The sequence below is a fragment of the Jannaschia pohangensis genome, from assembly GCF_900113875.1.
GTDB classification, from domain to species: Bacteria; Pseudomonadota; Alphaproteobacteria; order Rhodobacterales; family Rhodobacteraceae; genus Jannaschia; species Jannaschia pohangensis.
In genome coordinates this window covers 77,655-99,434 of sequence record NZ_FORA01000003.1, presented here as the reverse complement: position 1 = coordinate 99,434, position 21,780 = coordinate 77,655, and the positions used below count along the sequence as shown (strand labels likewise).

Annotated in this window: 25 protein-coding genes; 20 read left to right on the top strand and 5 right to left on the bottom strand. The window is 68.5% G+C overall.

The genetic code is table 11. The annotated features are described in order from the left end of the window. Window positions 1–4: 4 nt before the first annotated feature. Window positions 5–805: a M15 family metallopeptidase gene (locus tag BM002_RS11540; protein WP_092780940.1), complete on the bottom strand. Its 801-nt coding sequence runs from the start codon at window positions 803–805 to the stop codon at window positions 5–7. A 66-nt stretch (window positions 806–871) separates the two neighbouring features. On the opposite strand from BM002_RS11540, the gene BM002_RS11535 reads away from it, so the two are divergent. Next, a complete protein-coding gene (locus BM002_RS11535) occupies window positions 872–1,726 on the top strand; it encodes a D-amino-acid transaminase (RefSeq protein ID WP_092780937.1) in 855 nt (284 codons plus the stop codon). A gap of 4 nt (window positions 1,727–1,730) precedes the next feature. Here BM002_RS11535 and BM002_RS11530 read toward each other — a convergent pair whose 3' ends face one another. From BM002_RS11530 to glmU, 3 genes are read right to left on the bottom strand one after another with little or no spacing between them, the layout of a single operon-like run. Continuing rightward, window positions 1,731–2,420: a DNA alkylation repair protein gene (locus tag BM002_RS11530; RefSeq protein WP_092780934.1), complete on the bottom strand. Its 690-nt coding sequence runs from the start codon at window positions 2,418–2,420 to the stop codon at window positions 1,731–1,733. Next, a complete protein-coding gene (glmS, locus tag BM002_RS11525; RefSeq protein WP_092780931.1) occupies window positions 2,417–4,222 on the bottom strand; it encodes a glutamine--fructose-6-phosphate transaminase (isomerizing) in 1,806 nt (601 codons plus the stop codon). The genes BM002_RS11530 and glmS overlap by 4 nt, the downstream gene beginning before the upstream one ends. Then, window positions 4,222–5,565 (bottom strand): bifunctional UDP-N-acetylglucosamine diphosphorylase/glucosamine-1-phosphate N-acetyltransferase GlmU, encoded by a 1,344-nt coding sequence (glmU, locus tag BM002_RS11520; RefSeq protein ID WP_092780928.1) that lies wholly within the window; start codon window positions 5,563–5,565, stop codon window positions 4,222–4,224. The genes glmS and glmU overlap by 1 nt, the downstream gene beginning before the upstream one ends. A gap of 82 nt (window positions 5,566–5,647) precedes the next feature. Between glmU and BM002_RS11515 the strand changes: the two genes are divergently transcribed. The 3 genes from BM002_RS11515 to BM002_RS11505 all read left to right on the top strand — a co-directional run bounded on the left by BM002_RS11515 (window position 5,648) and on the right by BM002_RS11505 (window position 8,575). Then, complete coding sequence (locus BM002_RS11515) at window positions 5,648–6,319, top strand: HAD-IA family hydrolase (protein ID WP_092780925.1); 672 nt, start codon at window positions 5,648–5,650, stop codon at window positions 6,317–6,319. Window positions 6,320–6,429: 110 nt separating this feature from the next. Continuing rightward, complete coding sequence (locus BM002_RS11510; RefSeq protein ID WP_092780922.1) at window positions 6,430–7,599, top strand: DegT/DnrJ/EryC1/StrS family aminotransferase; 1,170 nt, start codon at window positions 6,430–6,432, stop codon at window positions 7,597–7,599. Between the two features lie 37 nt (window positions 7,600–7,636). Beyond that, window positions 7,637–8,575: a pirin family protein gene (locus BM002_RS11505; protein WP_092780919.1), complete on the top strand. Its 939-nt coding sequence runs from the start codon at window positions 7,637–7,639 to the stop codon at window positions 8,573–8,575. Between the two features lie 12 nt (window positions 8,576–8,587). On the opposite strand, the gene BM002_RS11500 is transcribed toward BM002_RS11505, so the two are convergent. Next, a complete protein-coding gene (locus tag BM002_RS11500) occupies window positions 8,588–9,139 on the bottom strand; it encodes a hypothetical protein (protein WP_092780916.1) in 552 nt (183 codons plus the stop codon). A gap of 151 nt (window positions 9,140–9,290) precedes the next feature. Between BM002_RS11500 and BM002_RS11495 the strand changes: the two genes are divergently transcribed. The 16 genes from BM002_RS11495 (at window position 9,291) to BM002_RS11420 (ending at window position 21,716) form a co-directional block, all read left to right on the top strand. Beyond that, a complete protein-coding gene (locus tag BM002_RS11495; RefSeq protein ID WP_092780913.1) occupies window positions 9,291–10,454 on the top strand; it encodes an isovaleryl-CoA dehydrogenase in 1,164 nt (387 codons plus the stop codon). After that, window positions 10,451–10,897 (top strand): hypothetical protein, encoded by a 447-nt coding sequence (locus BM002_RS11490; protein WP_092780910.1) that lies wholly within the window; start codon window positions 10,451–10,453, stop codon window positions 10,895–10,897. The genes BM002_RS11495 and BM002_RS11490 overlap by 4 nt, the downstream gene beginning before the upstream one ends. Continuing rightward, window positions 10,894–11,418 carry a lysozyme inhibitor LprI family protein gene (locus BM002_RS11485; protein WP_092780907.1) on the top strand — a complete coding sequence of 175 codons (525 nt, stop codon included), beginning with the start codon at window positions 10,894–10,896 and terminating at the stop codon, window positions 11,416–11,418. The genes BM002_RS11490 and BM002_RS11485 overlap by 4 nt, the downstream gene beginning before the upstream one ends. Further along, window positions 11,418–11,942 carry a hypothetical protein gene (locus tag BM002_RS11480; protein WP_092780904.1) on the top strand — a complete coding sequence of 175 codons (525 nt, stop codon included), beginning with the start codon at window positions 11,418–11,420 and terminating at the stop codon, window positions 11,940–11,942. Before BM002_RS11485 ends, BM002_RS11480 begins: the two co-directional genes overlap by 1 nt. Next, window positions 11,942–12,349, top strand: a complete 408-nt coding sequence (locus BM002_RS11475; RefSeq protein ID WP_092780901.1) for a DUF1622 domain-containing protein — start codon at window positions 11,942–11,944, stop codon at window positions 12,347–12,349. Before BM002_RS11480 ends, BM002_RS11475 begins: the two co-directional genes overlap by 1 nt. Beyond that, complete coding sequence (locus tag BM002_RS11470; protein WP_092780898.1) at window positions 12,346–12,819, top strand: lysozyme inhibitor LprI family protein; 474 nt, start codon at window positions 12,346–12,348, stop codon at window positions 12,817–12,819. The genes BM002_RS11475 and BM002_RS11470 overlap by 4 nt, the downstream gene beginning before the upstream one ends. Before the next feature lie 100 nt (window positions 12,820–12,919). Beyond that, on the top strand, window positions 12,920–14,515 hold the full coding sequence (locus tag BM002_RS11465) for a carboxyl transferase domain-containing protein (protein WP_092780895.1): 1,596 nt from the start codon (window positions 12,920–12,922) through the stop codon (window positions 14,513–14,515). Further along, window positions 14,515–15,045 carry a macro domain-containing protein gene (locus tag BM002_RS11460; RefSeq protein WP_092780892.1) on the top strand — a complete coding sequence of 177 codons (531 nt, stop codon included), beginning with the start codon at window positions 14,515–14,517 and terminating at the stop codon, window positions 15,043–15,045. The genes BM002_RS11465 and BM002_RS11460 overlap by 1 nt, the downstream gene beginning before the upstream one ends. Further along, entirely contained in the window at window positions 15,042–15,740 is a 699-nt protein-coding gene (locus BM002_RS11455) for a hypothetical protein (protein WP_139212354.1), read from the top strand. The genes BM002_RS11460 and BM002_RS11455 overlap by 4 nt, the downstream gene beginning before the upstream one ends. Further along, entirely contained in the window at window positions 15,737–16,165 is a 429-nt protein-coding gene (locus tag BM002_RS11450; RefSeq protein WP_092780886.1) for an ASCH domain-containing protein, read from the top strand. Before BM002_RS11455 ends, BM002_RS11450 begins: the two co-directional genes overlap by 4 nt. Continuing rightward, window positions 16,162–16,830 carry a hypothetical protein gene (locus tag BM002_RS11445; RefSeq protein ID WP_092780882.1) on the top strand — a complete coding sequence of 223 codons (669 nt, stop codon included), beginning with the start codon at window positions 16,162–16,164 and terminating at the stop codon, window positions 16,828–16,830. Before BM002_RS11450 ends, BM002_RS11445 begins: the two co-directional genes overlap by 4 nt. Next, complete coding sequence (locus BM002_RS11440) at window positions 16,830–18,761, top strand: acetyl/propionyl/methylcrotonyl-CoA carboxylase subunit alpha (protein ID WP_092780879.1); 1,932 nt, start codon at window positions 16,830–16,832, stop codon at window positions 18,759–18,761. The genes BM002_RS11445 and BM002_RS11440 overlap by 1 nt, the downstream gene beginning before the upstream one ends. Then, window positions 18,758–19,396 carry a glutathione S-transferase family protein gene (locus BM002_RS11435; RefSeq protein WP_092780876.1) on the top strand — a complete coding sequence of 213 codons (639 nt, stop codon included), beginning with the start codon at window positions 18,758–18,760 and terminating at the stop codon, window positions 19,394–19,396. The genes BM002_RS11440 and BM002_RS11435 overlap by 4 nt, the downstream gene beginning before the upstream one ends. Then, window positions 19,393–20,040: a glutathione S-transferase family protein gene (locus BM002_RS11430; RefSeq protein WP_092780873.1), complete on the top strand. Its 648-nt coding sequence runs from the start codon at window positions 19,393–19,395 to the stop codon at window positions 20,038–20,040. Before BM002_RS11435 ends, BM002_RS11430 begins: the two co-directional genes overlap by 4 nt. Beyond that, entirely contained in the window at window positions 20,033–20,887 is an 855-nt protein-coding gene (locus BM002_RS11425; protein ID WP_092780869.1) for a hydroxymethylglutaryl-CoA lyase, read from the top strand. Before BM002_RS11430 ends, BM002_RS11425 begins: the two co-directional genes overlap by 8 nt. Before the next feature lie 43 nt (window positions 20,888–20,930). Then, a complete protein-coding gene (locus BM002_RS11420) occupies window positions 20,931–21,716 on the top strand; it encodes a crotonase/enoyl-CoA hydratase family protein (RefSeq protein WP_092780866.1) in 786 nt (261 codons plus the stop codon). Window positions 21,717–21,780 lie beyond the last annotated feature (64 nt).

Below are 21,780 nucleotides of genomic sequence, written 5' to 3'. Positions count from 1 at the left end.
TGCGTCAGCTTCCCGGCGCATCAGGCGCCACGGAATAGAAGGCGGCCTCTGCCCGCGTGATCCGTGCCCACATCTGGTCGCCCAGGGAAAAATGCCACCATTCGGTCGGGTTGTTCGCGAACCCCGCTTCCTCCATCAGCCAATAGAGCAGCCGCCGGTTTGCCCGCGCCTCGCGCAGCGAAAAGGCCAGCCCCTCCGGCTCCGTCTCCAGTGCATCGGTGTTCGAGGCGTCGGACACATCGTCGAAGATCGTCCCCATGAACAACTCCGCCCCGCCCTTCTGCCGGATGGTCAGGTCGACGGCGGCCCCGGTGGCATGGGGCGGCGGCGACAGCGGATCGACGGGACCGTCCGCCCCGCGCGCCCAGTATTTCTCGGTCTGGGCGGCGACCTCCGCCGCGCTCCAATCGGGATGCAGCGCGCGCAGGCGGGCGGGCATCCAATGGTCGTGGAACCGGTTCTGCACCGCGATCGGCCGCCAGGCATCGAAGACCCACAGTTCCAACCCGTAAGGGTCCAGCCGCGCATTCACGCCCGCCAGCCGCGCGGCCAGCGGCGCGCGCAGCAGCAGGTCGGGAACGGCCCCGTCCACCGGCGCGTGATAGGGTGCCACGCCCGTGAAATAGGCATTCGCCCCGGCGATTCCATGGTCGCGCAACTCCACCATCGGGTCGGCCCCGCGCGGGTCGCTCAGGTCGACCGCGTGGTCGCGATACCCCGCCCGCAGCCGGGCTGCGGCGGCCACAGGGGTGGCAAGGGGGCGGTCCCGCAGCGCGGCCAATGGTCCTTCGGTCAGATACATCATGGTGCAGGCTTGACCGGCCCGGACGCGCCCCGCAAGAGGAGAGCGTCAAAACCAGCGAGGTGCGCCATGCGGACGGTCTATGTGAACGGGGACTACCTGCCCGAGGATCAGGCGAAAGTGTCGGTCTTCGACCGCGGGTTCCTCTTTGCCGATGCCGTCTACGAGGTGACGAGCGTTCTGGACGGCAAGATCATCGCCTTCGACGGCCATGTGGAGCGGCTGGCCCGGTCGCTGGCGGAGCTGGGGATGGACATGCCCATGTCGCCCGAGGCGCTGCTCGACATTCACCGCGAACTGGTCGCGCGCAACGCTATCGACGAAGGCCTGATCTACCTTCAGGTCAGCCGGGGGGCCGCCGACCGCGACTTCGCCTATCCCGCCGCCGACACGCCTCAGACGGTCGTCCTGTTCACCCAGGCCAAGGCCGGGCTGGCCGATGCGCCGATGGCCAAGACGGGGATGAAGGTCATCTCCATCCCCGACCGCCGGTGGGGCCGCCGCGACATCAAGACGGTGCAGCTGCTCTATCCGTCCATGGGCAAGATGCTGGCCAAGGACGCGGGCGTTCACGACGCCTGGATGGTCGAGGACGGGGCGGTGACCGAAGGCACCTCGAACAACGCCTATATCGTCAAGGACGGCACCATCATCACCCGCCATCTGGGCGAGGAGATCCTTCATGGCATCACGCGCAAGGCCGTTCTGGCCTATGCCGCCGAGGCGCAGATGAAGGTCGAGGAACGCGCCTTCACCCTGGCCGAGGCACAGGCTGCGGACGAGGCCTTCATCACCTCTGCCTCGACCTTCGTGATGCCCGTGGTGGAAATCGACGGCGTGCCCGTCGGCAGTGGCGAACCCGGTCCGGTCGCCGCCCGCCTGCGCGAAATCTATCTCGACGAAAGCCGCAAGGCCGCCGTCTGACGCCTCAGGCCCCGGTCTCGCGGAAGGCCGCGACCCGGTCCGGGTCGTGGCGGGCCAGGTCGCGCAGCCAGCCGTCGACCGCCTGCCGGATGACCGGGCGCGCGTCGTCGGCCATGGCCGCGATCCAGCCGATGACCCGTTCGCGCGCGGCCAGCTCTGCTTCGGTCGGGCGGTTCGTCTTGGCCAGCGGTGTCGCCGCCGCCAGCGCCGTGCGCCGCACCCAGGGGTTTGCCGCGTCGGTCCAGCCGGCAACCACGTCCAGCCGCGACAGATCCGCCATCACCCGCCGCGACATCGCCGCCGCCGCCGCCTCCGACAGGGCGCGACAGTCGATCTGGAACACCCATTCGGTCAGCCGCGCCCAGACCCCGTCATCGGGCCGGATGCGCGCCTGGGTCATCATCTTGCAGGCCAGCATCCGCGCGTCGAACACCTCGGCCCGCCACAGGGCGTCGGCGATGATGACCCGGTGATCGACCGACAGTTCGTCGCGCAGGGCCTTGGCCGTTTCGTTCAGGGTTTCCGCCGACACGCCCCAGGTCTCCCGTTGCGTCCGGTTCGCCGCCCGGTCCCGCGCCGCGCGGTCGGCGTCGCCCGCCGCGCGCAGGTCGGTCAGGATGCTCTCCCGCCGGGCGGCGAGCATGGCGGACAGGTTCGGCGTTTCCGTGCCGTCGGGGGTTTCCGCGTCGCTCATTCGACCGTCACCGACTTGGCCAGATTGCGCGGCTGATCGACGTCCGTGCCCTTGTGGACCGCCGTGTGGTAGGCCAGCAATTGCGCGGGCAGGGCATAGAGGATGGGGGCAAAGATCGGTTCGACCGTCGGCATGACCAGCACGTCCCAGACACCCTCCGACGCCTGCTCCGCGCCTGCGGCATCGGTGACCAGAAGGACCTGACCTTCGCGCGCCATGACCTCCTGCATGTTGCTCACCGTCTTGTCGAAGAGCGCATCCGTCGGGGCGAAGACGACCACGGGCAGGGAGCGGTCCACCAGCGCGATCGGCCCGTGCTTCAACTCGCCCGAGGCATAGGCCTCGGCGTGGATATAGCTGATTTCCTTGAGCTTCAGCGCCCCTTCATGGGCCAGCGGATACATCGGCCCGCGCCCCAGGAACAGGATGTCGGTCGCCTCGGCCAACCTGTGCGTCAGCGCGATGCAATCGTCCTCGATGGCAAGGGCAAGGGACAGAAGCCCCGGCAGCCGACGCAGGCCGGCCACCAGCTCCGCCTCGCGGGCGGCGTCGATCTGACCGCGCTGCACTCCGGCATGGATCGCCAGGGCAAGCAGGATGACCAGCTGATTGACGAAGGCCTTGGTCGAGGCGACGCCCACTTCGACGCCCGCCGTGATCGGCCAGGTCACGTCGGACTCCCGCGCGATGCTGCTTTCGGGGACGTTCACGATGGACAGGATCGCCCGGGCCTGCCCCTTGGCATAGCGCAACGCGGCCAGGGTGTCCGCCGTCTCGCCCGACTGGCTGAGGAACAGGGCCGAGGTGTCGGGCCCGATTGGCCCTTCGCGGTAGCGGTATTCCGAGGCGATATCCACTTCCACCGGCAAGCGCGCCAGGGCCTCGAACCAGTATTTCGCCACCATGCAGGCGATGAACCCGGTGCCGCAGGCGACCATCTGGATGCGGTCGGTGGCGGCGAAATCATAGGCTGTCGGCGGCACGACCCGGTCGCCGTCAAGGAAGACCGCCAGCACATCGGCCACGGTCTGCGGCTGCTCGTGGATTTCCTTGGCCATGAAGTGCTTGTGACCGGCCTTTTCCATGCCCCGCGTCTCGATCACCACGCGGCGCATGTCGCGGTTGATCTGGCGGTTCTGGGCGTCGAAGATCTGCATGCCCGCGCGCGTCACCACGGCGCGGTCGCCGTCCTCCAGATAGGTGATCCGGTCGGTCAGCCCGGCCAGCGCGATGGCATCGGAGCCCACGAACATCTCGCCGTCCCCGGTGCCCACGGCCAGCGGCGGACCCGAGCGGGCGCAGACCAGAAGATCGCCCTCGCCCTCGAACAGGAAGCACAGGGCATAGGCCCCCTCCAGCCGGTCGATGGTGGCAAAGGCCGCGTCGCGGGGCGACATCCCCTGATCCAGGAACTTCTCGCACAGACGCACCACGGCTTCTGTGTCGGTCTCGCTTTCCCACGGGCCGCCCGCTTCCTCGCGCAGGGTGCGGAAATTCTCGATGATGCCATTGTGGACGACGGCCACGCGCCCCGCCCGGTGCGGATGCGCATTGGGGACCGAGGGCACGCCATGGGTCGCCCACCGGGTGTGCCCGATGCCCGCGAACCCTGGCAGCGGGTCGGTCACCAGCAGGTCGGCGAGGTTCACGAGCTTGCCCACGGCCCGCCGCCGGTCCAGCACGCCCTCCGACACCGTGGCGATGCCCGCGCTGTCATAGCCGCGGTATTCCAGCCGCTTGAGCGCATCGACCATGATCGGTGCCGCCTGATGGTCGCCCAGTATCCCGATAATTCCGCACATCAGTTGGTTTTCCTTGCCTTTGCGGCCCGCAGTTTCGACATCAACCGTGTCGCCAACCCGTCCTTGTTCACTTGCTTGGCCCGCGCCAGCGCCAGATCGCCGTCGGGTACATCCGTGGTCACCACACTGCCCGATCCGGTCATCGCGCCGTCGCCCACCCGGACGGGCGCGACCAGCGACGTGTTCGACCCGATGAAGGCATCCGCGCCGATGACGGTCCGGTGCTTGAACACGCCGTCATAATTGCAGGTGATCGTCCCCGCCCCGATGTTGGCCCGCGCGCCCACCTCGGCGTCGCCCACATAGGACAGGTGGTTGATCTTGGCCCCCTCGTGGACCTGCGCGGCCTTCACCTCGACGAAGTTGCCGACGCGGACGCCCCGGTCAAGCTCCGCGCCCGGGCGCAGCCGGGCATAGGGCCCGATCACACAGGCCTCGGACACGTGGCACCCTTCCAGATGAGAGAATGCGCGGATCAGCGCGCCGCTCTCGATGGTGACCTCGGGGCCGAAGACGACATGCGGCTCGATCACGACATCGCGGCCCACATAGGTGTCGTGGGCGAAGAACACCGTCTCGGGCGCGGTCAGGGTGACGCCCTCGTCCATCATCTCGGCCCGCTTGGCGGCCTGAAACGCGGCCTCGGCGGCGGCCAGGTCGGCGCGGGTGTTCACGCCCAGGGTCTCCGCTTCGGTGCAGGTGACGACCCGCGCCGACAGCCGTGCGGCCCGCGCCAGCCCCGGCAGGTCGGTCAGATAGTATTCGCCCGCCGCATTGTCGTTGCCGATCTGGTCCAGCAGGTCGAACATCAGCCCCGCGTCGCAGGCCATGACCCCCGAATTGCACAGCCGGATCGCGCGCTCTGCCTCGGTGGCGTCCTTGAACTCGACGATCCGCTCCAGCCGGTCGCCGTCGGTCACAAGTCGGCCATAGCGTCCCGGATCGGCCGCCTCGAACCCCAGGACGACCACATCGGCCCCGCCGCCGCGCGCCGCCAGCATCGCCTCCAGCGTTTCGGGCCGGATGAAGGGCGTGTCGCCGTAAAGCACGATCACGTCTCCCTCGAACCCCTCCAGGGCGCCGCGCGCCTGCGCCACGGCATGGCCGGTGCCCAGTTGCGCGTCCTGAGGGACGATCACGGCGTCCCAACCGTCCAGCGCGGCGGCCACGCGGTCGCCTTCGTGGCCCACGACGACGACGGTGCGTTCGGGCGACAGGCTTTCGCCCGCCCGCAGCGCGTGGTGCAGCAGCGGCGCATGGGCCACCTCGTGCAGCACCTTCGGCATGTCTGATTTCAGTCGGCTGCCCTGCCCGGCGGCCAGCACGATCAACGCGGTTGGCATCTTTGGCCTTTCTCTTCTGTCCTCGCCGTTCTACCCGTCCCGCACCGTCCCGCAACCCGCCCCCTGCGAAAGGCCGCCAAAGATGAAACCTTGTGTGATCTTCGACCTCGACGGGACGCTCTGCGATACCTCTGCCGATCTGCTGGCGGCGGCGAATGCGGCCTTTGCCGTACTGGGGCACCGGGTCGCGCTGGACCCGACCGCCACCGAAGACCGGGCCACGGCGCTGCGCGGCGGCCGGGCCATGCTGCGCCTGGGCCTGTCGCGTCTGGGCCAGGTGGACGAGGCCGAGGTGGATGCAGGCTATCAGCCCCTTCTCGACGCCTATGCCCGCGACATCTGTCGCCACACCACCTTCTATCCCGGCGCGCGCGACGCGGTCGCCCGGCTGCGCGGCGGCGGCTATGCCGTGGGAATCTGCACCAACAAGCCCGAGGGGCTGGCCCGCCAGTTGATGACCGATCTGGGCGCGCTGTCGGATTTTCACAGCCTGATCGGGGCCGACACCCTGCCGGTGCGCAAACCCGACCCCGCGCCGCTCCACGCCGCCATCGACGCGGCGGGCGGGGACCGGACGCGCGCCGTTCTGGTTGGCGATACCAAGACCGATCGCGACACTTCGGCCAATGCGGGTCTGGCGTCGATTCTGGTGACCTTTGCCCCCGGCGGTGCGACCGTGGCCGACCTGTCGCCCGAAGCGCTGCTCCACCGCTACGAGGATCTGGACGGGATCGTGCGCGACCTTATCGGCTGACCGTTCGCCCCCACGATTTGTTAAGGTTTCAGAAAGGGTTACCCACGGGTAACCCGGTGGCGCCCACGATGCCCATTGACCCCGGCGGCCCGCTGGCTCCAACTGGCCCCATGGAGACCTTCACGAAATCCTTCACCCGTCAGGAACCGATCCCCGAAGCGGGCATCGCCGCCGCGGTCGAGGTGATGCGCTCGGGCAAGCTGCACCGCTACGGCGCCGACCCGTCCCATGTCGCCGCGCTGGAGGAGGAGTTTGCCGCCCAGACGGGCGCGGCCCATTGCCTTGCCGTGGCCTCGGGCGGCTATGCCATGGGCGCGGCCCTGCGCGCGCTCGGGGTCGGGCCGGGCGACCCGGTGCTGACCAACGGCTGGACGCTGGCCCCCGTGCCGGGCGCGATTGCCGCCGTCGGCGCGCGGCCCGTTCTTGTCGAGGTGACGGACAGGCTGGTCATCGACTTGGGCGATTTGGCCGCCAAGGCCGGTCAGGCGCGGGTTCTAATGCTGTCGCACATGCGCGGGCATCTGGCCGACATGGAGCGGCTGATGGAAATCTGCGACGCCGCCGACATCGCCGTGATCGAGGATTGCGCCCATACCATGGGCGCCGCATGGGCCGGGCGTGCCTCGGGCCGGTGGGGCAAGATCGGCTGCTATTCCTGCCAGACCTACAAGCACGTCAACTCGGGCGAGGGTGGGCTGATCGTCACCGACGACGCCGATCTGGCCGCGCGGATGATCCTGCTCTCGGGCAGCTACATGATCTATGCCAGGAACGGCACCGCCCCGTCCGAAGAGGTCTTCGCCCGCCACAAGGGCATGATGCCGAATGTCTCGGGCCGGATGGACGAGCTGCGCGCCGCGATCCTGCGGCCGCAACTGGCCGACCTGCCGCGACAGGTGGAGCGGTGGAACACGCGATATCGCGCGCTGGAAGACGGGTTGCGATCCGCGACCGGCCTGCGCGTCATCGACCGCCCGAACGCCGAGACCTACGTCGGCTCCTCGATCCAGGTTGTGGCTAACGATCCGGACCGCGTGCCGGGTTTCGTCGCCGCCTGTGCGGACCGGGGGGTCGAATGGAAATGGTTCGGCGCGCCGCAGGCCATCGGCTTCACCTCGGCCCATCGTCACTGGGGCTATGTCGCGGCACAGGACTTGCCGCGCACTGATGCGGTGCTGGCGGGTCTTCTGGACATGCGCGTGCCGCTGACCTTCGATCTGAACGATTGCGCCCTTATATGCCGGGTCGTGACCGACGAAGCCGCGCGTCATCTGGGCTGACCCGCCCGGGCGACCCGCCTTGCGAAAGGACCCCGTGATGAGCTGGAACCCCGCAATCGAACCGATCTGCCCCGGGGCGGACGACATCGACGCGATCGAGACGCTGATCGTTCCGCGTGCCCGCGACATCGGCGGCTTCGAGGTGCGGCGCGCCCTGCCGTCGGCGCGGCGTCAGATGGTCGGGCCCTTCGTCTTCTTCGACCAGATGGGCCCCGCCGAGTTCATCACCGATCAAGGGATCGACGTCCGGCCCCATCCGCACATCGGTCTGGCGACGGTGACCTATCTCTATCGCGGGGAATTCCAGCATCAGGATTCGCTCGGCACCAATCAGATGATCCATCCCGGCGAAGTGAACTGGATGATCGCGGGCAATGGCGTGACCCATTCCGAACGCACCAGCGCCGAAACGCGCAAGGGCCCGAGCAGCCTGTTCGGCATCCAGACCTGGGTCGCTCTGCCCGAGGAGGCGGAGGAGACCGACGCCGCCTTCGAACACCACAAGGAGGCTGCGCTGCCGTTTCTGGAAGGAGAGGGCAAGGAGGTGCGCCTGATCGTCGGCACCGCCTGGGGCGAACGTGCGCCGACGAAGACCTTTACCGAGATGTTCTATGCCGATGCCGTCCTGAAGGCGGGCGCGAAGCTGCCCCTGCCAGACGATCACGAGGATCGGGGTCTCTATGTCACGGACGGATCGATCGAGGTCGCGGGTGACAGCTTTGATGCCGGGCAGATGATGGTGTTTCGCCCCGGCGACGCCATCACGGTCACCGCAGGCCCCGCGGGGGCGCGGCTGATGTTGTTGGGCGGCGCGACGCTGAACGGTCCGCGCCACATCTGGTGGAACTTCGTCGCCTCATCCAGGGAGAAGATTGAGGCCGCCAAGGAAGCCTGGGCCGCAGGCGATTGGGAGCACGGCCGGTTCCAGCTGCCGCCCACGGACGACGGCGAGTTCATCCCCTTGCCCGACCGCTAGGAGGCAATAGGGTCAGCCGAAGGTCGGGTTCATTTCCTCGTCATCGGCGCAATCGACGACCAGGTCGTCATCGTCCCCGGCGACGGGCCGGAGCTGGGCCACGGAATTGCGGGCACGCGCCCAGGTCTGGCAATGGTCATGGATCGACCGCAGCAGGTCACCCGGCGACTTGGCATGCGGCATGCTGAGCCCGAGGGAATGGGCGATCATCTCGGAGCAATACCATTGATTGCGCGCGTGACGCCGGAAGTTGACCAGCTGCGACAGGATCATGGCCCAAAGCTCATAGGGTTTGCCGACCAGTGCCTCGGCCCGGTCCCAGGTCTCGGGTGGCGCCCATGGGACGGCATAGATCTTCCATTTGCCATGCTTGAGCGTGATGTCCTTGATGCGGACCCCGTTGTCGCGCGCCGAGGCGGAGATGCAGCGCACCGTATCGCCGATCCGGGGGCGTTTGTCCGAGAGGATCAGTTCGCAGTGCGAAAAAGGCGACCGCGTGGCATAGCGGACCACCTTGTCCGCCATCGTCCCGTGACCGCGATAGAAGGCGACGTAATAGTCCATGTCTCTCGCTCCTGTTGAAAATCGGGTACCAATGGCGGCATCGTGCCCGTTGACGCTAGGTCGCGCAAGGCAGGGAAACCTCCGGTGGACGAACGACACGGCGCGCGCTATAGAACTGAACAACTGTTCAATTCCCTGGGGAGGGCCCGATATGTTCAACGCCACCATGACCTTCGACCTGGGCGAAGACGTGAATGCCCTGCGCGAGATGGTGCATCGGTGGGCGCAGGAGCGGGTAAAGCCGCTGGCCGCGCAGATCGACCGGACCAACGAATTTCCCGCCGAACTCTGGGCCGAGATGGGCGAGCTGGGCCTTTTGGGAATCACCGTGCCCGAAGCGGACGGCGGCGCGGGCATGGGATATCTGGCCCATGTCATCGCCGTCGAGGAGATCGCGCGCGCCAGCGCCTCGGTCAGCCTGTCCTATGGCGCGCATTCCAATCTCTGCGTGAACCAGATCGCGCTGAACGGCACGGCGGAGCAGAAGGCGAAGTACCTGCCGGGCCTGATCTCGGGCGAACACGTCGGCGCGTTGGCCATGTCCGAGGCCGGGTCGGGGTCGGACGTCGTGTCGATGAAGCTGCGCGCCGAAAAGCGCAACGACCGCTTCATCCTGAACGGCACGAAATACTGGATTACCAACGGGCCGGATGCGACCACGCTGGTCGTCTATGCCAAGACCGACCCCGAAGCTGGATCGAAGGGCATCACCGCCTTCCTGATCGAGAAGTCGATGACGGGGTTCAGCACCTCGGCCCATTTCGACAAGCTGGGGATGCGGGGGTCCAACACGGCGGAGCTCGTGTTCGAGGATGTCGAAGTCCCCTTCGACAACATCCTGGGCGAGGAGGGGCGGGGCGTGAATGTCCTGATGTCGGGCCTCGATTACGAACGGGTCGTTCTGGCGGGCATCGGCACCGGCATCATGGCGGCCTGCCTTGACGAGGTGATGCCCTATCTGGCCGAGCGCAGGCAGTTCGGCAAACCCATCGGGTCGTTCCAGCTCATGCAGGGCAAGATCGCGGATATGTACACCGCGATGAATTCGGCCCGCGCCTATGTCTACGAGGTCGCAAAGGCCTGCGACCGGGGTCAGGTGACGCGGCAGGATGCGGCGGCCTGCGTGCTCTATGCCTCGGAGGAAGCGATGAAGCAGGCGCATCAGGCGGTGCAGGCCATGGGCGGGGCCGGGTTCATGAACGACGTCGCCGTCAGTCGGCTGTTCCGGGACGCCAAGCTGATGGAGATCGGGGCGGGCACATCGGAAATCCGCCGGATGCTGGTCGGGCGGGAATTGATGGGTGCCATGGGATGACGGACGGCCCCCCCGACAAGCCGCGCCGCAAGACGGACCCGGTCGCGAAGAAAGCGCGCGACAAGGGGCGTCAGCGCAAGATCGTGTCCAATTCGTCCGACAAGTCGTCGCGCCGGAATGCGCCCCGCGTCAAGGCGCTGGCCAACCGCAAGCTGCGCCGGGTGCTGGATGTCGTCCTGCGCGACGACCCGGTCGCGGCGTCCGAGGCGGCGGCGCGAAAGGCGCTTCGGACCCGGGACCGCCATTGGGGCAGTCACAACGCCGCCGACATCCGCGCCCGCCGGGACGAGGAGCGCGCCTGGCTCGACGCCAATCCGCCCGGAGATGCCTGGCCCGGCCGATCCCGCTGGGGGTGGGAACTGCTGCGCCGCCGCACGGGCCTGACGCAGGCCGAGATGAAGGCGCGGATTGCGGCCCGTCTGGCCGGAAAGCCCGGGACATGAGCCGCGTGCCGACCGTCGCCCTTCTGTGCGTGCTGGCGGCGGGTGCCGCCCCGGCGCGGGCGGGCGATTTCGACGCGGCGCCTTTCCGGGCGATGTTCGAGACCTGCGTGGCGCAGACCGGCACCGCCCGGGACCTCGAAACCTGCCGGAACGCGCCTGCGCAGACCTGCCAGCTCGAGACCGAGGGCGGGCGGACGACCCTGGGGACGACCGCCTGCAACGCGATGGAGGCCGACCTGTGGGAAACGTTGCTCAGCGCCGATCTGGTGGCGCATCTGGCCTGGGCCGAGGCGCTGGACGCACGGGAGCGGCCGTTTTTCGACGCGAGCTATTCCAAGCGCAGCGACAGCCTGCTGGATGCACAACGCGCCTGGACCGCGTTTCGCGATGCGGAGTGCCGTATGGTGCACGATGCCTGGGGGTCGGGCTCCATGCGCAACGTTGCCGCGTCGCGCTGTCACGCCGACCTGACCGCGGCCCGCGTGATCGCGCTGCGCCAACTGACCGAAGGGGTGCGGTGATGCGGGTCCTGGTGCTTCTGCTGCTGTTTCTGCCGGTCCAGCTTCGGGCGGACCCGTTGGCCGATGTGCGCCTGTGCGTGACGACCAACCTTCAGGCCGAGGTCGATCAGCGGGTCCGCGACCTGTTCTTTGCCGCAACGCTTCAGGGTCGGGCCGAGGCCGCGCGCTTTGCCGCGATCAAATGCATCGAGGCGGGATTGTTCGACTGCTTCGAGCAGGCCGACGCGCGGGCGTGCACCCTGCGTCTGGCCGCCGGGATGGAGGTGTTGAGCCGCGAAGGCCTGGACCGCATCGACGCCAGCCTGTCCGAGATGTCGCGCCGCCCCGCGCGGGTCACGGCGCGCGAGATCGAGGCCGCGCGCAGGTTGGTCGCTTCGGGCGGCGACAGGTGCCCGCGCGACAATTACGCGGCCCAATTCGGCATCGATCGTGACACGTTTTGCGCCTACTTCGGCCCCTCCACGACGCTGCGCCTTGTCGCCTCGGCGGAAGATGTACTGCGCACGGAACGGAGCGCGCGCTGATGGAGCAGACGGCCAGCTTCTTCGACTACGTCCGCGACGGATCGGTCTTGCACGATCAGCTCGGCTGGTTCGTCCATGCGATGGAATATCTGGTCGTGGCGATCGACATCGTGAGCTGTGTCATCCTGCTGATCGGCGTGGGCCGGTTCATTTCGGGGTTCCTGCGCGCCGAACTCAGCGGGGACGCCAAGGCGCGGGTCAGGGGCGTCAATTCGGAGCGGGTTGAACTGGGCCGCTACATCCTTGCCGGGCTGGAGCTGTTCATCGTGTCCGACATCCTTCACACCGCGCTCAGCCTTGCCATGGCCGACCTTGTGTTCCTGGGCCTTCTGGTCATCATCCGCTCGCTCATCTCCTACTTCCTCGACCGGGAGCTGGAGCAGGTCAAAAAGGAGTTGGCCGAATGATCCGTGCCGCGATCCTCATCCTTCTCGCTACTCCCGTCACAGCTCAGGAGATCGTCTTCGATCCCGCGCTTGTCACGCAGTGCTATACCAACGGCGAGGGGACGGAGCCCGATTGCATCGGCGCGGCCTCGGGTCTGTGCCAGAAGCGGACCGAAGGCGGTTATTCCACCTTGGGCATGGCAGACTGCACCAACCGCGAGACGGAGGAATGGGACCGCTTGCTGAACGAGGAATACGGGCTTCTGCGGGATCAGCTGGATGAGATCGACGATGGCACCGGCATCGACCGCTCCGACGCGTTGCGCGATGCGCAGCGGGCCTGGATCGCCTACCGCGATGCCGAATGCGGCTTGCGGTATGCGCTTTGGCAAGGGGGGACGATCCGCACGACGATCGGGACCGCCTGCCATCTCGGCTTCACGGCGAAGCGAACGCTGGAGCTGCGCGGAATGCGGCTGGAGGGATACTGATGCGGTGCGGATTTGCGATCAAACGGATGGGTGTGATTGGGTGGCTGGCCGCAGTGGGTGGGACGGCGCGTGGCCACGACGGCCCGGCGGAGGGCACGGAATGAAACTCACCTCATCGCTCATCACCGGGTCCGATCAGGCCAAGTCGAACCGCGCCGCCCATCTGGAGGCTTTGGCAGAGGTCCGCGCGGCGGCGGAGCAGGCGGCGGAAGGCGGCGGGCAAAAGGCCCGCGACCGGCACCTGAGCCGGGGCAAGATGCTGCCGCGTGACCGGGTGGCGAACCTGCTGGACCCCGGATCGCCGTTCCTTGAAGTGGGGGCGTTTGCGGGCCACGACATGTACGATGGCGCGGCCCCGGGCGGCGGGGCCATCGCGGGCGTGGGCCGGGTCCACGGGCGCGACGTGATGGTGGTCTGCAACGATGCCACGGTGAAGGGCGGCACGTATTATCCGATCACCGTCAAGAAGCACCTGCGCGCCCAGGAGATCGCCGAGGAATGCCATCTGCCCTGCGTCTATCTGGTCGACAGCGGCGGGGCGAACCTGCCCAATCAGGACGAGGTCTTCCCGGACCGCGACCATTTCGGGCGCATCTTCTACAATCAGGCGCGGATGTCCGCCAAGGGCATCGCGCAGATCGCCGTCGTCATGGGGTCCTGCACTGCCGGGGGCGCTTACGTCCCCGCCATGTCGGACGTCAGCATCATCGTGCGCGAGCAGGGGACGATCTTTCTGGCCGGACCGCCTCTGGTCAAGGCCGCGACGGGCGAGGTGGTGACGGCCGAGGATCTGGGCGGTGGCGATGTCCACACGCGCCTGTCGGGCGTGGCCGATTACCTGGCCGAGGACGACGCCCATGCGCTGGCGCTGGCCCGCGATGCGGTGCGCGCCCTGGGCCGGTCGGCGCGCGGGGACTGGGTCGGAGAAGCCCCGGCCTATGATCCCGAGGAATTGCTCGACGTGGTGCCCGCCGATCTGCGCACGCCCTATGACATCCGCGAAGTCATCATGCGTCTGGTCGACGGGTCGCGCTTCGACGAGTTCAAGGCGCGCTTCGGCGAGACGCTGGTCACCGGCTTTGCCGAGGTCTGCGGGATGCAGGTCGGCATCGTCGCCAACAACGGCGTGCTGTTTTCCGAAGCCGCGCAGAAGGGCGCGCATTTCATCGAGCTGTGTTCGCAGCGGCGCATCCCTCTGGTTTTCCTGCAGAACATCACCGGCTTCATGGTGGGCCGCAAATACGAGAACGAGGGGATCGCGCGGCACGGGGCCAAGATGGTGACGGCCGTGGCCAGCACGTCCGTGCCCAAGGTCACCATGCTGGTCGGCGGGTCGTTCGGCGCGGGCAACTACGGCATGGCGGGGCGGGCGTATCAGCCCCGGTTCCTCTGGACATGGCCCAACAGCCGCATCTCGGTCATGGGCGGCGCGCAGGCGGCGGGGGTTCTGGCCACGGTCAAGCGCGACGGGATGGAGCGGGCGGGCCAGGACTGGTCCGCCGAGGAGGAAGCCGCCTTCCGCCGCCCCACCGAAGAGATGTTCGCGCGCCAGTCGCACCCGCTCTATGCCTCGGCGCGGCTATGGGACGATGGAATCATCGACCCGCGCAAGTCGCGCGATGTGCTGGCGCTGTCCCTGCGCGCGGCCCTGAACGCGCCGATCCCCGAGACACGCTTCGGCGTGTTCCGCATGTAATGGCGGTGCTGGAGATCTGGCGCGGCGACATCACGCGCTGCGAGGTGGACGCCATCGTCAACGCGGCCAACCGCTCCCTTTTGGGCGGGGGCGGCGTCGATGGGGCGATCCACCGCGTGGCGGGGCCGGAGCTCAAGGAAGAATGCCGTGGCCTCGGGGGCTGTTCGCCGGGGGACGCCAAGCTGACGGCGGCCTATGGCCTGCCCGCGAAGTTCGTCGTCCATACGGTCGGGCCAAAGTGGCAGGGCGGCGCGATGCGCGAGGCGTTCAAGCTGCGCATGTGCTACGAGCGCAGCCTTCAGGTGGCCTATCAGGCCGGGGCGCGGTCGATTGCCTTTCCGGCGATATCCACGGGCGTGCATGGCTATCCGCACGACAAGGCCGCCGAGATCGCCGTGCGCAGCGTGATGGACTGGCAGCGCGCGGTCGAGCCGCAGATCGGCGCGCCGCCCTTCGAGAGGGTGCTTCTGGTGTCGCTCGACGGGCAGACCGAGAAACATCTGCGCAACGCCATGCGGGGCATCAGATGAGGGTGGGATTGCGCCTGTTCGTGTTGGGGCCGATGGCCATTCTGGCCCTGTTGCTGGCCTTGGCCGGGGTCGGCGGGCAGGTGACCGCGCAGGTCGCGGGCCTTGGTGTGCTGATCTGTGTCGGCGGGTTGGCGATCGGGGTCCTGCCGGGGTTCTGGGCGGTTCCGGGCCTTTTGGCCGGGGTGGGCGTCTGGGTCGTGCCGGCCTTGGGGCTGGCGCAGGTGTTGCCGATCTGGGCGGCCGGGCCGCTGTTCGGAGTGGTCGTGCTGCTGCCGCTCTGGTCGGTGATCGTTCTGGGGCGCGACATGGGGCAGGCGCGGGCGGCCCGTCTGGCGGCCCGGGGGCGCGGCATCCGCGAATGGCAGTGGGTCTATGTCGGGCGCGACGCCGCCCGGGCGCATCCTGCCTTTGCCCTGTCCATCGGGCCCGTGCTGACCTGTGCCGCCTTGCTGGCCATCATCGCCGTCTGGACCTGGGGCGGCGTGATCTTCTGGCCGCTGGTGGCGTTCGAGGCGCTCACCGTCCTTGCCATCCTGTGCAAATGGCCCGTCGCCTATCCCATGACATTTGCCGCCCTCGTGCCCGCTTTTCCGGTGACGGCCCCGCTGATGATGTATTGGGCGGACGGGGTGCGGCCCAACCTGATCTATCGCCACCGCTTTGAACGGCTGGTGCCTCCGGAGGAGTCCGCATGACCCGCAGTCTACAGGATATCATCGACGCCAACCCCGAGGCGGAAACCTTCCGCTTCGGCGACAGCGCCGAACTGAGCGCCGAGATCCTCGCGCTGGTCCGGTCGGGCAAGAAGACCGCCACCTGCGAGGCGGCGCACCACTACGGCGACAAGGGCGACGCCTGGCCCGAGGTCGGCCGCCGCGACGTGGCGCTGGAATGGGACGGACGGCCCGCCGTGATGATCGAGACGGTGTCGGTCGAGACCCGCCGCTGGTCCGAGATGGACGAGGCATTCGTCGCGGCCCAGGGCGAATTCCGCGACCTGGCGCATTGGCGCAAGGCCTACCGCGCGTATTTCGAACGGACGGGGGGATGGTCGGAGGACATGAAGATAATGTGCGAACGGTTCCGCATGGTGGAGGATTATGCGGGGCGCGCGCGATGATCCGGGGCCTGTTCGAAAAGGGCCGCGAGGCGCTGCCCGCGTTGGCCTTGCCGGAGTTCGGGCGCGCCGTGGAAATTCCCGTCTACCTGATCCACAACTCCGCCGATGCGGAGGACTATTTCTTTATCTTCGACTTCGAGCAATTCGTGGAGCGGTCGCGCGCGGGCCTGTTCGCGCGGCCCCGTCTGAAGGTCTGGGCCGGTCGGTCCGATTTCGACCGTCGCACCTTTGCAAAGGCGTTCCGCCGGTCCTTTGCGCAGGAGTTCGACGCGGCCCGTGCGCAGCTTGAGGCCGAGGGCAACGGCGGCAAGGGATGGTTCGGGTGGTTCCGCTCGCCCGAGGGATTGATGTCGCTGGTGGGGACGCTGACGGCCAATATCTTCCTTATGGTCGCGCTGTCGGCGGGAAAGGCCATTTTGGGGGACGTCCGTCTGCCGGGCTGGATGCGCCGCAAAAGCACGCAGGAGACGCTCGAATCCTCTATCGCCGAGACACAGGCCAAAGTGGACGCCGCTCTGCAAAAGGTCGAGATCGTGCTGCATATGGACCTCTACCGCCATGCCTGGCGCGGACAGCGCGGCGGGCGTCTGACCGGGGTCGACTATGACGCCTGGCCTTTGCCCGGTTTCGTGGAACGCCACTTGGATATCGAGGATTTTCGCTGATGTTCACCAAGATCCTGATTGCCAACCGGGGCGAGATCGCCTGTCGCGTGATCGACACCTGCCGCCGTCTGGGGGTGCAGACCGTGGCGGTGCATTCGGACGTGGACCGTGACGCGCGCCATGTCGCCATGGCCGATCAGGCGGTGAGCCTTGGCGGGGCGGCGCCTGCCGACAGCTACCTTCGTGGCGATGCGATCATCGCGGCGGCGCGGGCCACGGGCGCGCAGGCGATCCACCCCGGCTATGGTTTCCTGTCGGAGAACCCGGAGTTCGTGGAGGCGGTGGAGGCGGCGGGGCTGGTGTTCATCGGGCCGTCGGCATCGGCGATCCGGGCCATGGGCCTCAAAGACGCGGCCAAGGTGCTGATGGAAGAGGCGGGGGTGCCCGTGGTCCCCGGCTATCAGGGCGAGGGGCAGGACCCGGCCGATCTGGCCGCCGAGGCCGACAAGATCGGCTATCCCGTCCTCATCAAGGCGGTGGCGGGCGGCGGCGGCAAGGGCATGCGCAAGGTCGACGCACCGGACGGCTTTGCCGATGCGCTGGACGCCGCGCAGTCCGAGGCGAAGAAGGCCTTCGGCAACGCCCATGTCCTGATCGAGAAATGGGTGACCACGCCGCGCCACATCGAGGTGCAGGTCTTCGGCGACGGCACGCGCGCGGTGCACTTGTTCGAGCGGGATTGTTCGCTGCAACGCCGCCACCAGAAGGTCATCGAAGAGGCCCCGGCCCCCGGAATGACCCCCGAGATGCGCGCGGCCATGGGCGATGCCGCCGTCCGCGCCGCCGAGGCCATCGGCTATGCCGGGGCGGGCACGGTGGAGTTCATCGTGGACGCGAGCGACGGGCTGCGCGCAGACCGGTTCTATTTCATGGAGATGAACACCCGATTGCAGGTCGAGCATCCGGTGACCGAGGCGATCACGGGCGTGGACCTTGTCGAATGGCAGCTCCGCGTCGCCGCCGGTGAGACCCTGCCCGCGCGGCAGGAAGACCTGACGATCACCGGCCATGCCTTCGAGGCGCGGCTCTATGCAGAGGACGCGGCGGGCGGGTTCCTGCCCCAGACAGGGACGCTGACCCATCTGGCCTTTCCGGCGGGCGTGCGAGCCGAGACGGGGGTGCGCCCGGGCGATACGATCAGCCCGTGGTACGATCCTATGATCGCCAAGATCGTGGTGCATGGCCCGACGCGCGCCACCGCCCTTCTGTCGCTGGAACGCGCGCTGGCGGGCACGCAGGTGGCGGGGACGGTCACCAACCTGTCCTTCCTGCGCAAGCTGGCGCAGCACGAGGGGTTCAAGGCGGGCGAGGTCGACACCGGCCTGATCGACCGCGATGTCGCTGCGTTGACCGCGCGGCCCGTACCCTGTTCGCGGACGCGGGCGCTGGCGGCGCTGGCGGCGCTCGGGCTGGACCGGGGGCAGGATGCCGAGGCGCTGCACCTCTGGACCCCGCTCAGCTGGACCGCGCGGCTGATCTGGCGGGACGAGGCGATCCTGGCGCAGGTCACGGGCCTCGGGGCGGGCCGCTACCGCGTCGTGCTGGAGGGTGCCGACCATGAGGTGACACGCGACGGCGGCTGGCGCATCGACGGCGCGCCGATCGCGGCGGATCTGGCGACGGGCGCGGGCCGCATCCATGTCTTCTGGGGCAACACCTATTCCTTCGACGTGCCCGACCCGCTGGCCGTGGCCGCCGCCGCCGGGGCCGCGTCGGGCGTGGTCGAGGCGCCGATGCCGGGGCTGGTGAAGTCGGTTTTCGTGATCCCCGGCGACACGGTCGCGGCGGGCGACCGGCTGGCCATTCTGGAAGCGATGAAGATGGAGCATACGCTGGTGGCCGCGCGGGATGGCGTGGTGGCCGAAGTGCTGGTCGAAGGCGGCCAGCAGGTCGAGGCGGGCGCGGCGCTGGTCCGTCTGGAGGAGGAGTGAGCGGCGTCGTCCTGATCGGCTATGGCCCGAGCGTCTATACCCGCGCCGTCCGGCTTGCGCTTCTGGCGCGGGGCGTGACCTTCGACTGGCGTCCGGTCGATCCCTTCGATCCGGGTGGCGCGGCAGGGGCGTATCATCCCTTTGGCCGGGTGCCCGTATTGGACCACGGGGCGGTGCGCATCTACGAGACGCGGGCGATCTTGACCTATGTCGAGCAGGCCTTCGGCGGGGATGAGCCCGCGGATGCGCTGACCCGGGCGCGCGCGGCACAGGTCGGATCGATTGCCGACAGCTATGCCTATTGGCCGCTGGTCCGGCAGGTCTTCGTCGAGGGGGTGGGGGCCGCGCGGCGGGGTGATGCACCTGATGCCGCCGCGCTGGCCGAAGGCATGGCATCGGCGCCCCGGGTTCTGGATGCGCTGGAAGAGATCGCGGCCGAGGGGCGTGTTCTGACGGGCATCGGGCCGGGCATGTCCGACTGGCATCTGTTTCCCATGATCGACCTCTTTCGCCGCTTTGCCCCGGCGGCCCGGATGCTTGCCGAGCGGAAGCATCTGGCCGCCTGGGTCGAAAGCCTGAGCCGACTTGCCATCGTCCAACAGACCGACCCGGACCTTGCGGAGGTGGCGACGTGACCGGTCTGTTGTTGCATCACGTTCCCCAAAGCCGGTCGCAGCGGGTGCTGTGGTTGCTGCGCGAATTGGGCGTGCCCTTCGACGTGCGCGTCTGGTCGTTCGACAAGGCGTTGCGGAGTGAGGAATTCCTGGCGCTGAACCCGGCGGGCCGGGTGCCCGCGCTGGAGATCGACGGGCGCGCCATCTGGGAGACGGGGGCCATCCTCGAGGTGCTCTGCGAGCGGTTCCCCGAGGCCGGTCTGGGCCGCGCGCCGGGCCATGCGGAGCGGGCCGATTGGCTGATCTGGGTGCATTTCGCCGAAACCATCAGCCAGCATGCCGCCGCCTGCACCCAAAGCCACGTCATGCTGCGCGAGGACTGGATGCGCTCGCCCACGGTGATGAAGCTGGAGGCGGCGCGGATCGGCAAGTGTTTCGATGCCGTCGAGGCGCGGCTGACGGGCGACTGGCTTCTGGCGACCTTCTCGGCGGCGGATGTGGCCGTGGGGCAGGCCGTCTGGATGGCCCGCCATTTCCACCGGGTTGGCGAACGCCCGAAGCTGGCCGCCTGGCTCGCCCGTCTTGAGGCGCGGCCCGCTGCGGCGGAGGTGGCGGGCGAGCGGGGGCTTTACGCAAAGGACTTCTATGAGGTTCCCGATGCCTGACACCGTGGAAATCTTCGAGGTCGGCCCCCGCGACGGGTTGCAGAACGAGGCGCGGCTGATCCCCGCGTCCGAGAAGATCGCGCTGGTCGACCTATTGTCGCGCGCGGGGTTCCGGCGGATCGAGGTCACGTCGTTCGTCAGCCCCAAGTGGGTGCCGCAGATGGCCGATGCGGCTGAGGTCATGGCGGGCATCACCCGCGCGCCGGGCGTGTCCTATGCGGTGCTGACGCCGAACCTGCGCGGCTATCAGGGCGCGCGGGCGGCAGGGGCCGACGAGGTGGCGATCTTTGCAAGCGCGTCCGAAGGGTTCTCCCGCGCCAACCTGAACGCCGGTATCGCCGAAAGCCTTGAGCGGTTCGCCCCCATCGTCGCGGCGGCCAGGGCCGACGGGGTGCCGGTGCGGGGCTATGTGTCCTGCGTGGTCGAATGCCCCTTCGACGGCGCGGTGCCGCCCGGCGACGTGGCGCGGGTGGTGGCGGCCTTGCGCGACTTCGGCTGCTACGAGGTGTCCCTGGGCGACACCATCGGGCGCGGCACGCCCGAGGCAGTGGACGCGATGCTGGCCCGCGTGTCCGAGGAGGTGCCCCCGGCGCGATTGGCCGGGCATTTCCACGACACGGGCGGGCGGGCGCTGGAGAATGTCGACGTGGCGCTGGCCCGGGGGCTGCGCGTCTTCGATGCCGCCGTGGGCGGGCTGGGCGGCTGTCCCTATGCGCCCGGCGCGGCGGGCAACGTGGCGACCGAGGCCGTGCTGGCCCATGTGACGGCGGCGGGATTCGAGACCGGCCTTGACGCCGAAACAGTCGGGCTGGCGGCGGAGATGGCCCGGACCATGCGAACCGGATGAGGCGCAGGCGCGCCCGGACCGAAACCCCCATCAGGAGGCCCAGATGACCGATTTCGAGACCCTGACCGTGACCCGCGACGCGCGGGGCGTCGTGACCGTGACGCTGAACCGGCCCGACACGCACAATGCCCTGTCGGCGCGGATGATGGACGAAGTGACCGCGCTGGCGGGCGAGCTGGCGCGGGACGACAGCCGGGTCGTCGTGCTGACCGGGGCGGGCAAGTCGTTCTGTGCCGGCGGTGACCTCAACTGGATGCGCGCGCAGTTCGATGCGCCCGACGACCAGCGCAAGGCCGAGGGGCGGCGGCTTGCCGGGATGCTCCAGGCGCTCAATACCCTGCCCAAGCCCCTGATCGGCCGACTTCAGGGCAATGCCTTTGGCGGCGGGATCGGGCTGGCCTGCATCTGTGACGTGGCCATCGGGGTGGAGGGGACGCTGTTCGGTCTGACCGAGACGCGGCTGGGCCTGATCCCCGCCACCATCGGCCCCTATGTCGTCGCGCGGATGGGTGAGGGGCGGGCGCGGCGCGTGTTCATGTCGTCGCGCCGGTTCGACGCCGCCGAGGCGGTGGAGCTTGGCATTCTGTCTCGCGCCGTGCCCGAGGGTGACCTCGATGCGGCGGTCGAGGCGGACGTGACACCATACCTGTCCTGCGCGCCCGTCGCGGTGGCCGAAGCCAAGGCGCTGGCCCGCGCCTTGGGGCCCGTCATCGATGCCGCTGTGATCGAGCAGACGATCGAGGCGCTGGCCGCGCGTTGGCAGCACCCCGAAGCCGCCGAGGGCGTGGGCAGTTTCTTTGACAAGCGCAAGCCGGGGTGGGTGGCCTGAAGCACCGTCCGGAGCGGCCGGCCCTTGCCGGTCGCCCCGTTCCCGCTTGCGATGCGGCACGGCT